The organism is Paraburkholderia dinghuensis (genome assembly GCF_003837865.1).
Taxonomy (GTDB): domain Bacteria; phylum Pseudomonadota; class Gammaproteobacteria; order Burkholderiales; family Burkholderiaceae; genus Paraburkholderia; species Paraburkholderia dinghuensis.
This window is the reverse complement of record NZ_RQIS01000006.1, coordinates 299374-313096: the sequence shown is the minus strand read 5'-3', so window position 1 is coordinate 313096 and position 13723 is coordinate 299374. Positions and strand designations below refer to the sequence as shown.

The following is a 13723-nucleotide window of genomic DNA, read 5'->3' as shown; positions in this document are numbered from 1 at the left end:
GACAAAGTCGAAGCAACGCACGACCGCAAGCTATTGATTTGCATGAGGGCGAAAGTCGCGCCGCTCACGATCAACCCTGATGTGGCCGCGGCACTCAGGACACACGGTGCGCCATGTCCGCTTTGCTCTGGAACACGGCGACCGCATCAGTCAATTTGCGCGTCCTGACTTCAAGGCTGCCTGCGGCGAAGGCGGATTCCTGAGCCAGTCCGGCGTTCTGCTGTGTCATCTGGTCGAGCTGCGTCACCGCAATATTGACCTGTGCAATTCCCTCCGACTGTTCCTTCGTCGCCGAACTGATTTCATTGATAAGGTCGGTGACCCGCGCGACCCGGCTCAGGATGTTTCGCATTGAATCGCCGGCCTTGGTCACCAGTTCGCCGCCAGTGGCCGTTCTCGCAACACTGTCATTGATCAGCGCCGTGATTTCCCGGGCCGCCGTCGAGCTGCGCTGCGCGAGCGCCCGCACTTCGCCCGCCACGACCGCGAAGCCACGTCCCTGTTCCCCCGCCCGGGCTGCTTCGACCGCCGCGTTCAGTGCGAGGATGTTCGTCTGAAAAGCGATGCCTTCGATCACGGTGATGATTTCGCTGATCTTTCTGCTGGCATCGGTAATCTCCTTCATTGTTTCCACAACCTTGCCGACTGCCGTATCGCCCTCGGATGCCGCATCGCTTGTCTGCCCGGCGAGGTCGCTCGCTTGCAGCGCGGTGTCTGCGTTGTTCCTGACCGTCGCCGTCATCTGTTCCATCGAGGCTGCGGTCTGCTCCAGGCTCGCCGCCGAATGTACGCTGCGGTCATTGAGGTCGTTGTTGCCCGCTGCGATGTCGCTGCTGGACTGCCGAAGTCCGTCAAGCTGGTCGCTCACGTCATCGACGAGTGAGCGCAAATTGAGGCCCGACTGATTCACCGCACGCAGGATCATTCCGATCTCGTCGACGCGGTTCAAGTGGATGTTTTGGCCGGGTTGGCCTGCCGCAACGGCGAGCGCCTGTTTCAATACCGCTTGAAGCGGACCGGAAATCTGTTTTTCGAGCCAGAAAGAAGTGAGCAGCGAGAGTGCTGCACCCACGGCGGCGAAGCCGCCGAGCATCGTGCCGGGCAGGCCCAACAAAAAGGCAAACAGAATGGTTAGCGCAAACGACACCATTAGCCCGGAGCGGATTCGCCACCGAACCGGCATGGTCTGCAATAACGATGTCCACGCCAACAATCCAGTGCGAACGATCAGGCCCTGGTGAAATTTCCGCGAGCCGGCGTTGCCTTCGCGGAATTCGCGGTAGAGACGCTCGGCGGCTTCGATCTCGTGACGCTCGGGCTTGGTTCGCACCGAAAGGTATCCCGTCAATCGCTCGTTGCGAATAATCGGGGCGGCATTTGCCCGTACCCAGTAGTGGTCTCCGTTCTTGCGCCGGTTTTTGACGAAGGCGGTCCACGAACGGCCCGCTTTGAGGGTTGACCACATATCCGCAAATGCTTCCGGAGGCATATCCGGGTGCCGAACGAGATTGTGGGGTTGACCGAGTATTTCATCGGCGTCGAACCCGCTGACCTGAATAAATGCTGCGTTGGCGTAGGTGACGTTGCTTTGCGTGTCGGTGGTCGACATGAGCGTGGCGTCACGCGGAAAGTCGTACTCGCGCTGCGTTACAGGTAGATTGGTTCGCATTTATCAATGAGGGTCGGACTATATTTCGTTGAACCACGCCTGCATGCAATGTCCATGTTTTCGAGGCGGGTAATTTATTAACGGCAGGCGGAGGTGAATATTGAGGTTGATCAAATTTGTAGCCGGACTCTATTGGCTGTAAATAGGGTCGACGACTTTTAAAGCGAGCCTCGAACGTCATCCGCGCAGGAAGGGCAATTGGCATCGAAGGGTGGTTTGCCTTCGAACTATGAACCGACACCGCAAACCGACCACGACCTCACGAGTGGAAGTCGAACGCGCCAGGTATTAAGCATGCACTGCGGAAAAGACTCGTTCCGCGATAAAGCCGTGCACTATCCGGATCGCGTTTTTTATCTGGCAGGTGGCCGCTTCAAGGCGCGAGCAGGCAGCGGTGTCGACATGATGATTGACGTGCGGGTTTCGCCATACAGGTTGATCTGCTCGATCAACCGTTCCAGGTTTGCCATACTCGCCGACACCAATCGTATGATGTAAGAGTCCGCCCCGGTCACGTGATGGCATTCGAGTATCTGGGGAATCGAATCCAGCAATTTCAGAAACTTCGCTTTCGCCGGTTGAGGCACCGTGATCGCGATCAGCGCGCTCACCGCGTACCCCGCCGCCGCTGCATTCACTTTTGCCGTGTACCCCTCGATGATTCCGGCATCTTCGAGACGCTTCACACGTTCAGTCGCGGCAGGCACCGACAACTGGATTTGACGGGCAAGCTCTGTATAGGTCATGCGGGCGTTGTGCTGCAAGAGCGAGAGCACCTTCCAGTCTAATTCGTCCATGGCGGAAGTGAATTTTAAAGTCGATTCGCCAATTTACCTTAAATATCATCTTCTACGGCAACCGCGTATCGCCTACTATGCCACTCCAGAAAGTGCATAACGTAGGGAAAGGAAAATGCTGTTTATCAAGTCTGTGATGATCGGGCTTTCCATTGCTGCGCCAGTCGGCCCCATCGGTTTGCTTTGCATCCAGCGCAGCCTGAGTCGTGGTTTCCGCTCGGGATTTTCGACAGGAATCGGTGCGGCCTGCGCCGACGCGGTTTATGGATTACTCGGCGCGATCGGCATCGTAGGGATCGCGACGGCACTGCCGTTGCTGAGCGTCGTCCTGAAGATCGGTGGTGGAGCGTTTCTCATCTGGCTGGCCTCGCGCATCGCGCGTGAAGCGCCAACTGCTCAGACGGCTCTACCCGCAACGGCGCGCACAACATTGCTGCGCGACTTCCTGACGACGTTCGGCCTGACGCTGTCCAACCCGATGACAATCCTTTCGTTCATCGCAGTTTTTGCCGCGCTTGGACCCGTGTCCGCCGGGCAAACCGCGCAGGAGGGAGCAGGGTGGCTTACTTTGTTGCCTATGGTTGGCGGCGTGTTTGCCGGTTCCGCGGCCTGGTGGCTGTGCTTGAGCGGCGCCACGGCCTCGCTGCGTAGAAAGATGCCTGACTCGCTGATGCATGGAATCGCGCGCCTTTCGGCCTTCGCTATCGCGGTGTTCGGCGGCTTTCAAGTAGTCGTTGGACTGCGAAACTTTATTTAGGCTTTGGGTTCTTGTTTCGTGAGCTATCGGTCGATGTCGTCGATCTGCGGGTCGATCTGCACGTTACGTGTTTGCCTTGCCAGCACGAGTCGGGAACGTCGCGCGCCGCAGTCAGTCGCAGTGTGACTAGCGATAGTTGACGAAGTTGATGATGTCGTTCAGGAACCACGGCAGTATCAATTGCGTATCTGGATAACTGGTACCGACGCTAAGTCTTGGTGGCTTTGACGCGGAGTCACCGGGTGTTATTCCGCCGGTACTGTGCAGAATGTAGGTATCGGTGCCGGCCGGGCCTGGCCGGGAGGTCTGATTGTCCACGGGCAGCGATGCCGATTCGCATCCGGCAGCGAGCACGACGAGGGCCGCTGCGAAACATGTTGACTTCATGACGTTCTGAATTTCAGCACCGTTATTTTGGCGGTATGCCGATGGCGATTTAGTCCCGGTACGCAACTGGGCCCCACCGAACGCAGGCGACGCAGACCGCCTCGTTTCGGTAGTTCGTTACGCACGAAGTGGGCCGCCAGTGCCGACGATTCCCGCTGATCAGGTTCGGTCACTGACCCATCAAGCCGTTTGTTGGCAGCGACAGCTTGCCCTCGTCGACGAAGCGCGTACCGCCGCCGATGCCACCTGCCAATCGCCCATGGATCACGTATGGGACGTTGCCTGTCTGTGTGCTGCCCACAATAGCGAAAGCCTGACGCACTGCGGAAAATGCAGGAACGGTCAACGGTACATTGATCACTGTTTCGCCGAATCGGGGCACGACGCCGTGTTCATCGCTGACGCCGCTCGCGAAGGATTGACCGTTCAGATCAAGTTGCAGTGACACGCCGCTATATTCGACCGGAGCGTCGTTCGGATTCTGGATGCGTAATTTGACGTTGAAGCGCATCTCCAGCCCTTCGCCCTTTAGCGGCTCGATGCCCGCCACGCTGACCCGCAGAGGTTCCTGGCCGCCCAGCCCTGCACAGCCGCTGAGCCATACGCAGATGTAAAGGAAGATGCAGAAGAGGCGGATTGAGCGCCGGGCATCAGGAGCACGCATACGGGGCACCTTGTCCGAAGAGTTTGCGGGTCGGAATCAGTGTAGCGTGTTTTCACTCCGTGTTCGGTGATCGGGAGCGTCTCGGCGTGGCGACCGGGCGAACGCGTTGCCACCAGTCGCAGCGTGTCTGATCGGTAATCCCGTACTTCCCGGCCACCTCCGCGATCGACGTCTTGTCCGCCTCGCGCAGCATCGTAACCATCTGCACTTCCGTGAACCGGCTCTTCTTCATGACTTCCTTCTCGCTGTTGGAAGCCATTCTCTCAAGTTTCAACTGGTCCGAAAATCGCGGGGCAGGTCAGCTCGACTGGCAGCGCTCTTCTTTCGCAAGGGTTCTTGAGCCCCGTCGCTTGCATCGCTTCGCGTCATACCAATAGCGATACCGCTTTTACCTGGGCCCAGAGCCGTTTGCCGACACCAAGCTGCAGATGATCATGGGAATAGCGTGTAATGCGCGACAAGAGCGGCGTGCCCGCGACATCGAGCCGTACCATCACCTGTGACGGATTCACGGCCGTGACAATTTCAACGACTGTCGCTGGGAGCACATTGAGAACGCTGCTCTGCTCCGGGGCGCTCAGAGCGAGGCTGACGTCGCGCGCTCTGATAACGAGGCGCATCGGTTTACCCTCAACGAGAGGCGAGTGTACGACCCTGAGCGACAAATGATTGCCAGGCAGCTGCAACGTCAATAGCTCATAGTTCGGCTCGTAGCCCGCAACGACACCCTGAATGATGACCGACGCATCGTCTGCCATCGCTAAAGGCAGGTCGAGTCTTGCCAGCGTGTCCGCGATTGGCCCGCTCGCGATCGCCCGGCCGTTGTCGAGCAGGACGAGATGGTCCGCCAGTCGCGCGACCTCCTCCGGAGCATGACTTACATAGAGGACTGGTATGTCGAGTTCGTCATGAAGCCGCTCCAGATAGGGCAGGATTTCCAGCTTGCGCTTTTGATCGAGGGACGCCAGTGGCTCGTCGAGAAGCAGAATGCGTGGACTGGTAAGCAACGCACGGGCAATGGCGACGCGTTGTCGTTCACCACCGGAGAGTCCAGCGGGCATACGCTGCAAAAGGTGGCTGATGCCGAGCAGTTCGGCCGCTTTGGAAAGGTCGACCCTGCGCGATGCAGGCGCGACGCGATCCAGCCCATAGCGGAGATTCCCTGTGACCGTGAGATGGGGAAACAGGCTCGCTTCCTGAAAGACGTACCCCAACGGCCTTTTGTGCGTGGGCATGAATACGCCGTTGGCGGTATCGAGCCAGATATCTCCGTTGACGCACAAGCGTCCGTGCTTCGGCCTGGCCAGCCCGGCAAGACAGCGCAGTAGCGTGGTTTTCCCCGAGCCGGAGTGACCGAATATCGCAGTGACCCCGCGGCCCGGAAGGTCGAGTTTCAGATCAAGCGTGAAGCTTCCCTGTTCAACGAGGAAGCTGGCGTGGATGCCCTCCGACGCAGCGGGACCGGCCACCGTCGTGTTCTCGAGGCTCTTCACTGGAAAGCCGATTGGGGCGTGGTTCTCAGCCATGAGCGATCGGTGTGCGCCGTCCTGAATAAAGCAGCAGTAGCACGAGGAACGAAAAAATCACCATTCCACCCGCCAGCCAGTGCGCCTGCGCGGATTCCATCGCTTCGACGTGATCGAAAATCTGCACGGAGACCACGCGCGTCTTGCCCGGTATATTGCCGCCGATCATCAGCACGACGCCGAACTCGCCGACCGTGTGAGCGAATCCGAGGATGGCCGCAGTCACCACGCCAGGTCGGGCTAACGGCAAGACTACCGACACGAAGCAGTCCCATGGCCCTGCGCGCAGTGTGGCTGCCGCTTCGAGCGGCCGGTTTCCGATTGCCTCGAATGCATTCTGCAACGGCTGTACGACAAACGGCATCGAGTACAGCACGGAGCCGACGACGAGTCCCGCGAACGTGAACGGCAACAAACCCCAGCCGATGCCCTGCGTGAAGTGACCGATAAAGCCATTGGGACCGGTCGCGACCAGAAGATAGAATCCGATGACCGTTGGCGGCAACACCAGCGGCAGCGCCACGATCGCGCCCACCGGCCCCTTCAGCCTCGAACGGGTTCTGGCCAGCCACCAGGCGATGGGTGTGCCGATGATCAGCAATAACACGGTCGTCAGCGACGCCAATTGGATGGTGAGCCAAATGGCTTCAAAATCAGCATTCGTCAGTGGCATCGTGGCGCCTGAAAAAAATCACAGCTTGTAGCCAAACGACTTGATGACCTCGGCGGCCTTCGGCCCCTTCAAGTAGTCGACGAATGCCTTCGCGGCCGGATTGTCCTTGCCCTTGTTCAGGATGACGGCGTCCTGCTTGATCGGCTCATGAAGCGACTCCGGCACGATCCAGGCCGAACCGCCCGTGATCTTGCCATTCTTGTAGATCTGCGACAGCGCGACGAAGCCGAGTTCAGCGTTGCCCGTTGCCACAAACTGCTGCGTCTGGGAAATGTTCTGTCCTTCGACGATTTTCGAAGCAACGGCCTGGGTAAGACCGAGTTTGTCGAGAGCCTGCGTTGCGGCCAGTCCATACGGTGCTGTTTTTGGATTGGCGATAGCGAGGTGTTTGAACGCGTTCTGTTTCAGGACATCGCCATTCGCGTCTACATATCCGTCTTTTGCGGACCAGAGCGCAAGTGCGCCGATCGCATACGTAAAGCGGCTCCCAGGCACGGTTAGCCCTTCAGTATCGAGTTTGGCCGGCGTGGTATCGTCCGCCGACAAAAAGACCTCGAAGGGGGCGCCATTCTTGATTTGGGCGTAGAACTGCCCGGTGGAACCGAACGATGCGACGACCTTGTTGCCGGTGTCCTTCTCGAAGTTCGCCGCAATGACCTGTACGGGCGCTGTGAAGTTTGCTGCCACGGCGACCTGCACCTCCCCGGCGAAGGCCGAACATGCGGCAACACCGGCCGAGATCGCAAGCAAAAAGCGGAAAAATCGAACCTTCACGAAAACCTCCTCAGACTTCGCTTTTGTAAAATCATTTTTGGCAATGCGTCAGTGCGCAGCGCCCCGATAGTCAAACGCACTCATGGCCTCAGCCAGGCCTTGAATTGTCACAATCCGATCTCATCACCGCCCCCGATGTCCTCTCGGGTTCCACACGGCTTCGCGCGCCTATGCAGTCGCACACGGTCCGATCGCGTCCTGGGGATAACAGTGCTGAAAGTCCTCACAGCCCGGGCACCCAGGTGCGAACGTGATCGCTCGCCCGTTGGCGAGGGCCACTTCCTGCGGCAGGAACTTCTTCCAGCGCAACCCGTTCACATTTCGTTCGATCAGGTCCGGGTAATGACGCTCGAATATATTCGTTACGTCGTCGCGTCCGCTGAGCCCCAGGTCCCGCCACAGGTGGTCGGGACGCAGACATGCGGTGGCGATGATCGTCGCCAGGCATCGCGAGTCGGCCGGGTTCGTCGCGGCAGTCCGGTCGTGCTGCAGCAGCAACGCGCACAGTTCGCTCACGAACAACCGGTGGGGCGACCACACCATGGTGGTCGGCAAAACCGTGTCGCTCAGTCCGCGAGGGAAGTGCCGCGCGATGAGCGCGCTTAGTTCGTCGCGGCCCAAACCAAGCAAAAGCATCTCGTTGGATTGGGCCTTGGCGCCGATCAGTCGCGCGAACGTTATCGTGTCGGGCGCGGTGGGATCGACCGCGTGCGCCAGCATCGCGCTCCCGGCGCGCCCATCCCGAATCGGGCCGGGTGGAGGAATCGATTGTGGGTCGTCCATATGCGAATCTGGGTGGGAGCGCTCGGGTCGCGCTGCCTTGAGTATCGTAATATAGCTGACTATATTGCGACAGCGTGCGTGACAGCATGCTTTTCGCGTGGGTCGAAATTCGATGAAAACTACGGACTCAGGTGGGTCAATTCGGCGTGGACATCAACAGTCTACGCCTCAGCCTACCGCGGCCTGTCGATGGTGGCGTCACACGTAATCATAGCCAGCACCGGCAGCGTGCTGGAGGAGCAGACAGACGGCAGCATCAAAACCGTGTTCGGGCCGTCGATGCGTAACGTCGAGTTCGCGCTCGGCGAGGAGTGCATTACACCGCCGCTCAGCAGGAAAGCGGCAGCCGCTACGCGGTAGGGCCGGCCCCGTGTCCTGGCAGCCCGACGCGATGGATTTGGGCACCCGCGCGATGGTGCCCGCCTAGCTCTTCAAGAACACGCCCGGCAACGCGATCAGGTCGCCGGCGCCGTTGTTGAACCGCTCGCACACCGCGCACAAGAACACCGCCGCGCCGCGTATCACCCTCGCATCGTGTTCGTGCTTCACCAAACACTACTACACGCAGCAATTTATTTAGTGAACTTATAAATTACGACACTAGTACGGAACGCAATATACGACGAACGCGCTCTGTCGCACGGTCCGTCTCTGATCGCTTCATGATCGAGAAAATCAGGGAAAGTGCTTCGGTCGGATCGCGTACCTCGCGCAGTATGGTGGCATGCAACTCAATGTCCAGGTCTTCGATCAAGTCGGCTGCGAGTTCGATGCCATGATTCCGCACGAAGCGCTCCAGTTCCCCGCATTGCTCTGCAAGCGTGGTTTTCCGGAACACGTTCAGTGCACCGCGCAACGAATGCAACTCGGCCAGCATGCGCAGCTCATCGTTGGTTCGGCCGGCAATGTTGATCGCAACGAGCGACTTCTCAGCGGAGCGAAGAAACGTCTGGCATACGTCATCGGGCAACGCTCGTCCGCCCAGCACATCAAGCGCTGCGTCGGTCGCGTCGGCAACTGTCTTCCCAAAATGTTCTGCCTGTGTTTCGACCTCGGGCAGCGCTGTCACTGCCGACAGTGCTTCGCGTAACGACGCCAGCGACATCGGCTTGCTCACTACCCGCGCGACGCCCGCTGCTTCGCAACCTTCGTACTCTTTCAGCGTCACCGTTGCGGTGGCTGCAATGACTGGCATCTGCGGCCAGCGCCGCCGTGCCTCGCGCGCCAGCGCATAGCCATCCATTACCGGCATCAGCAAGTCCGTCACCAGCACGTCGAAGTTTTGCTGCGTCAATTGGGCGAGCGCCAGCTCGCCGTTTTCTACGGTTACTGTCTCGCAGCCCAGTAGCGTTAGCTGCTCCTCGAACAGGCGACGGTTCGTTACGTTGTCTTCTGCCACCAGGACTTTCAGCCGTCGAGAAAGTGCCTTATGTGTTTCGTTTGTTCCTATCATTGGCGTACCCAGCAATGCGTACGCAAGCGCTTGCGCCAGTCCTGACAGACCATAGCTGGACACACGCACAAGACGTCCATCTGCTACAGGATTGCTGGGTCCGTCGACGCTGCAGTCCACTACCCAAGATGCGCCGTCGAGCAATCTTGCTTCGTCGTCTGCGTCCCACGTTTCGCGCTCGCCACACAGGACCGCCACATCAACTTCGTCCAGCATGATTTCGTCGATCTGTGCCGGGTGCCTGCATGCTCTGACGGTCAATCCCCACGCTTGCAGAGCGGGCACGGCAAACGCATGCCAGGCATCGGATGCTGCGACGAACGCTATGAGTTCTCCATCGAACCGGGAAGGCGCCGGGGCGCATGGCGCGTCGCCAAGCGGCACGAGTACCGTGAAGCAACTTCCGTTGCCTCGCTCGCTTCGCACTGACAGGTTTCCGCCCATTGCCTGAGTCAGCCGCGCGCACAGCGTCAATCCCAGACCCGTGCCGCCGAAGCGGCGGTTGATCGTTGCGTCTGCTTGACTGAAGGGGTGAAACACTGATTCTTGCTGTTCAGGTGTCATGCCGATACCGGTGTCTTCCACCTCAACCCTCAGCATCGCTCCATCAGCGACCGATAACCTCAGCAATACCTCGCCGCGCTCGGTGAACTTGATGGCATTCGATAGCAGGTTATTGAATATCTGCTCGAGTCGGGTAGGGTCGCCCCGTATCGGCAATTCGATAAGTATGCCGAACAAACCTGCGAGCCGAAGGCCTTTTGCGTACGCGATGGGGGCGAACACCGTCAGCGCATGCGAGGCCACCTCCACCGCATTGAATGTGATGCGCTCCAGTGTCATTTCACCGGCTTCGATCTTCGAAAAGTCCAGCACGTCGCTAATGATTCTGGTCAGGTTATTGGATGACGCGAGAATCGTCTTCAACCGGTCTCGCTGCAGCGTATCTAGTTGCGAGTGCGAAAGCAGTTCGAGATTGCCAAGTATCGCATTCAGCGGCGTGCGGATTTCGTGGCTCATTGTCGCGAGAAAGGTCGATTTCGCTGCATTGGCCGAGTCCGCAGCTTTCTGTGCCTCTCGCAACGTCTGTTCGAGTTGTTTCTGCGCGGTCACATCGGCGAATGCAGTCACCAGCACGTCCTCGCCGTGGTAACGCGCGGGCGCAACGCTCACTGCCAGGTGAACCAGGTCGCCATCACGCGTGCGCAGCATCAGTTCTTCGTGTGTGACTCCGTTGCTGCCGCTTGCGCTGTTTGGATTGCGTACGCGGTGACGAGCGACGAGTTCGGCTGGCAGCGTCGGCGCCATTTTGGCCATCATCCGGCTGCGCAGTAACGGAATTCCATTCTTTAGCGCGATCAACCCGAGGCCGGCCGGCGCAGTGTCGATGAGCGTGCGGCTCAACTGCTCGCTTTCGAACACGCGTGCAGCGCGCATCAGCACCGGCTTGTAGATGCGTCCGTTGAAAAGCAGCACTAGTGCCCATATCAGCACAATGATAGCTATCGTCGTTGTCAGCAACGTGAGAAGTACAACCCTCAGGTCTTTGGCGACCTGTAGCCACGACTGGACATAGACGAGCATCAGTCCGGTGTCGCCAACCCGCCACGCAGCGACCCAATGACCTGCCATATTCACGCGGCGACTTACGCTCCCGGCTCCGCTCTTGGCTGCTTGGCGCGCCACTGTGATTTCGTCGTCGCCGACAGCCTGTCGCGACGCGCGATCGATTACCGTGCCATCGGCTGCGAGCAATATGAGAGTGCCGTTCGGAAGCGGAGGCAGCGATTCCGTTAGCATCTTTTCAGGCAATTCGACAACGAACACGCACACTGGGTGGCCCTGCGCATCGAGTACGCCAGTCATGACACGAATAGCGCGTTGCCCCATGAGTGGACTTTCATACGGGGCAAGCCAGTGAGCGGTAGGCCTCCCGGTGTCCGGTCGGCGAAAGGGTGCATTTGCCGGCCATATCGGTCGCTCCTCAGTGCCGACAAGCGTATCGAATAGCGACGACCTGTCTGACAGGAGTGTGGGCCACCGCTTTTCGGACGGTCCCGGTGACACCGCCAGGATCAGCAGAGAGCGGTCAAGGGTATACACGTACGTGGTCAGACGATTGCTATTAAGGGTCATTGCAACGGTCCACCGGGCGGCCAGCAGTCTGGTTAAATTAACGAATTTGTAGAAATCGCTGGACGATAGGGATGACGTGGGTGCACCGACTATCATCATCGGCAGTATGTCGCTTGCAGGCTGCACGCGTAACGTGTACCCATTTTCACGGAATTCTTCTTTCAGGTCTGCGGAGTCTTTGCGGCCGGTTGTCCACGTAAGCTCCACATCGTGAGCAGTGGTGGCCAACAGTGTCTCGACTTGCGCAGTTAAATGGGCCACCGACCGCTCGCTAAAAGACAGTCTGTCCGTTTCGCGTGCCGTGTGGGCAATTATTGCCGAAACCGAATTGACCACTAGTACAACCAACATCGCCGCTGTGAGCGCTGCTGCACCGCCGAACATCAAGATGTGTTGATAACGGTGGAAGTGATCAAGTGCGCGGCGCAGCATGAGTCGTGTCTCGCCTTGCGGTGGAGTCAACGAAGGGACGTTCGTGCTAATTATGCACCCCGAGGCCTGTCGGATAGGTTATTCGCGCGACAGCTTCTACCGGTTCAAGGAACTGTACGAGCGCGGCGGCGAGGCCGCGCTGCAGGAGATTTCCCACCACCGGCCGTTGTTCAAGAACCGTGTGGATTTCAGACTAAGACTGCCGCAGTCGAACTGGCCCTCGAATTGCCGGCCTACGGTCAGATTCGGATCGCCAACGAAGTCCTCAAGCGGCATGCCCTTTCGGTGTCGCCTCAGGGTGTTCGTAGAATCTGACTGCGCGATGATCTTGAGACGATGCCCAAGCGCCTGAAAGCGCTGGAAGCCGAGTCTGCCCAGGAAGGTCTGGTGCTGACCGAAGCGCAACTCGTCGCGCGCGAACGCGCCAGGCGTGAGAAGGATGGACACGGCGAATTCGAGTCCGAATGTCCGGGCTACTGTGGTGCGCAGGACACCTTCTACGTTGGCTCGCTCAAGCGAGTGGGTCGCATCTACCAGCAGACCTTTGTCGACACCTATTCGAAGGTGGGATTTGCGAAGCTCTACGATCGCAAGACGCCCCTGCCGGTGGCTGATCTGATTAACGATCGCGTCGTTCCGTTCTTCGACAGCTTCGGCATCCCGCTGCTGCGCGTGCGGACGGATCGTGGCACCGAATGCTGCGGCAACCCAGAGCATCACGAATACGAGCTGTATCTGGCTCTGGAAGACATCGATCACACTCGAACGAGGGCCAGGTCGCCGCAGACCAATGGAATCGTCGGCCGGCTGCACAAGACCATGCTCAACGAGTGCTAACGCGCCGCTTTCCGCGAGAAGATTTACGAATCGATCGACGCCTTGCAGACCGATCTTGATGCGTGGCTCGACCAGTACAACAATGAGCGTGAGCATCAGGGACGATGGTGTTACCGCAGGACGCCGATGCGCACATTCCTCGATTCATTGGAACTCGCCAGGAAGAAACTCATTCCTCATTGATAGCTTTTCTATATCGCCCCCGACTACCTATCAGATCGAATTCAGACTACTACTCATGATCATAATCACGGTCGGCGTAGACACGGCCGGGGCGGCTCAGAGGCCGCTCGCGCAGGCCCCCAACCGGCACGATGGCACCAATCAGTGGGACAATTTGGGTGACGTCGTGACGATTGGCGCCGGTAAGGATCGTCGCAATCGGCGTGCTGTTGACGTCGGTGGCGACGTGGTGTTTGGAAACGGGTCGCGCTCGATGGGTGGGGTTCGTTTTGCCCGCCCAAACCGCACGAATCGACGATGAGTCGACGACGATGCGGGAAAAGTCGATCTTCCCGGCCACTCGCAGTTTCGCCAGCAGCAGTGCGTGCAGTCGATCCCACTCGCCGGCTTGCTGCCAGTCGCGTAGCCTGCGCCAGCAACGGACGCCAGAGCCGTATCTCATCTCAGCTGGCAGATCTCGCCACCGCATGCCGGTCTTCAGCACGAACAAGATGCCGGTCAGCGCAGCCCGATCCGGTACCGGCTTGCGGCTCGGATACTTGAAGCGGCGTGGCTTCGCTGGTGCTAGCAGTGGCTCGATCAGTGCCCACAGTTCGTCGTCGATGATTGGTTTGCCCATCTCCTCGATCCTGTTGTTACGTCGATCGCGGTT

General features: G+C 59.0%; 9 protein-coding genes and 3 pseudogenes. 2 read left to right on the top strand and 10 right to left on the bottom strand.

Annotated features, from left to right (window positions below):
• Window positions 1-94: 94 nt before the first annotated feature.
• Together D1Y85_RS10805 and D1Y85_RS10800 are read right to left on the bottom strand one after the other, a co-directional pair.
• Window positions 95-1669 (bottom strand): methyl-accepting chemotaxis protein, encoded by a 1575-nt coding sequence (locus D1Y85_RS10805; RefSeq protein ID WP_124151028.1) that lies wholly within the window; start codon window positions 1667-1669, stop codon window positions 95-97.
• A 353-nt stretch (window positions 1670-2022) separates the two neighbouring features.
• A complete protein-coding gene (locus tag D1Y85_RS10800) occupies window positions 2023-2466 on the bottom strand; it encodes an Lrp/AsnC family transcriptional regulator (RefSeq protein ID WP_124151027.1) in 444 nt (147 codons plus the stop codon).
• Between the two features lie 115 nt (window positions 2467-2581).
• Here D1Y85_RS10800 and D1Y85_RS10795 point away from each other — a divergent pair, with 115 nt between their 5' ends.
• Window positions 2582-3223, top strand: coding sequence for a LysE family translocator (locus D1Y85_RS10795; RefSeq protein ID WP_124151026.1), 642 nt, complete (start codon window positions 2582-2584; stop codon window positions 3221-3223).
• A 556-nt stretch (window positions 3224-3779) separates the two neighbouring features.
• Here the strand turns inward: D1Y85_RS10795 and D1Y85_RS10785 are convergent.
• From D1Y85_RS10785 to D1Y85_RS10755, 7 genes and pseudogenes are all read right to left on the bottom strand, one after another.
• A complete protein-coding gene (locus D1Y85_RS10785; RefSeq protein ID WP_124151024.1) occupies window positions 3780-4274 on the bottom strand; it encodes an LEA/WHy family protein in 495 nt (164 codons plus the stop codon).
• Window positions 4275-4380: 106 nt separating this feature from the next.
• A pseudogene (locus D1Y85_RS27550) lies at window positions 4381-4506 on the bottom strand (IS3 family transposase); the annotation flags it as partial.
• A gap of 133 nt (window positions 4507-4639) precedes the next feature.
• Window positions 4640-5800: a molybdenum ABC transporter ATP-binding protein gene (gene modC / locus D1Y85_RS10775; RefSeq protein ID WP_124151022.1), complete on the bottom strand. Its 1161-nt coding sequence runs from the start codon at window positions 5798-5800 to the stop codon at window positions 4640-4642.
• Window positions 5793-6473, bottom strand: coding sequence for a molybdate ABC transporter permease subunit (gene modB / locus D1Y85_RS10770; protein WP_124151021.1), 681 nt, complete (start codon window positions 6471-6473; stop codon window positions 5793-5795). The genes modC and modB overlap by 8 nt, the downstream gene beginning before the upstream one ends.
• An 18-nt stretch (window positions 6474-6491) precedes the next feature.
• Window positions 6492-7247 (bottom strand): molybdate ABC transporter substrate-binding protein, encoded by a 756-nt coding sequence (gene modA, locus D1Y85_RS10765; protein ID WP_124151020.1) that lies wholly within the window; start codon window positions 7245-7247, stop codon window positions 6492-6494.
• A 168-nt stretch (window positions 7248-7415) separates the two neighbouring features.
• A complete protein-coding gene (locus tag D1Y85_RS10760) occupies window positions 7416-8030 on the bottom strand; it encodes a nitrogen fixation protein NifQ (RefSeq protein WP_124151019.1) in 615 nt (204 codons plus the stop codon).
• Window positions 8031-8622: 592 nt separating this feature from the next.
• Window positions 8623-12051, bottom strand: coding sequence for an ATP-binding protein (locus D1Y85_RS10755; RefSeq protein WP_124151018.1), 3429 nt, complete (start codon window positions 12049-12051; stop codon window positions 8623-8625).
• Window positions 12052-12112: 61 nt separating this feature from the next.
• Between D1Y85_RS10755 and D1Y85_RS10750 the strand changes: the two are divergent.
• Window positions 12113-13071 (top strand): annotated as a pseudogene (locus D1Y85_RS10750) (integrase core domain-containing protein); the annotation flags it as partial.
• A gap of 52 nt (window positions 13072-13123) precedes the next feature.
• On the opposite strand, the pseudogene D1Y85_RS10745 reads toward D1Y85_RS10750, so the two are convergent.
• Window positions 13124-13690: pseudogene (locus tag D1Y85_RS10745) on the bottom strand (IS5 family transposase); the annotation flags it as partial.
• Window positions 13691-13723: the final 33 nt, after the last annotated feature.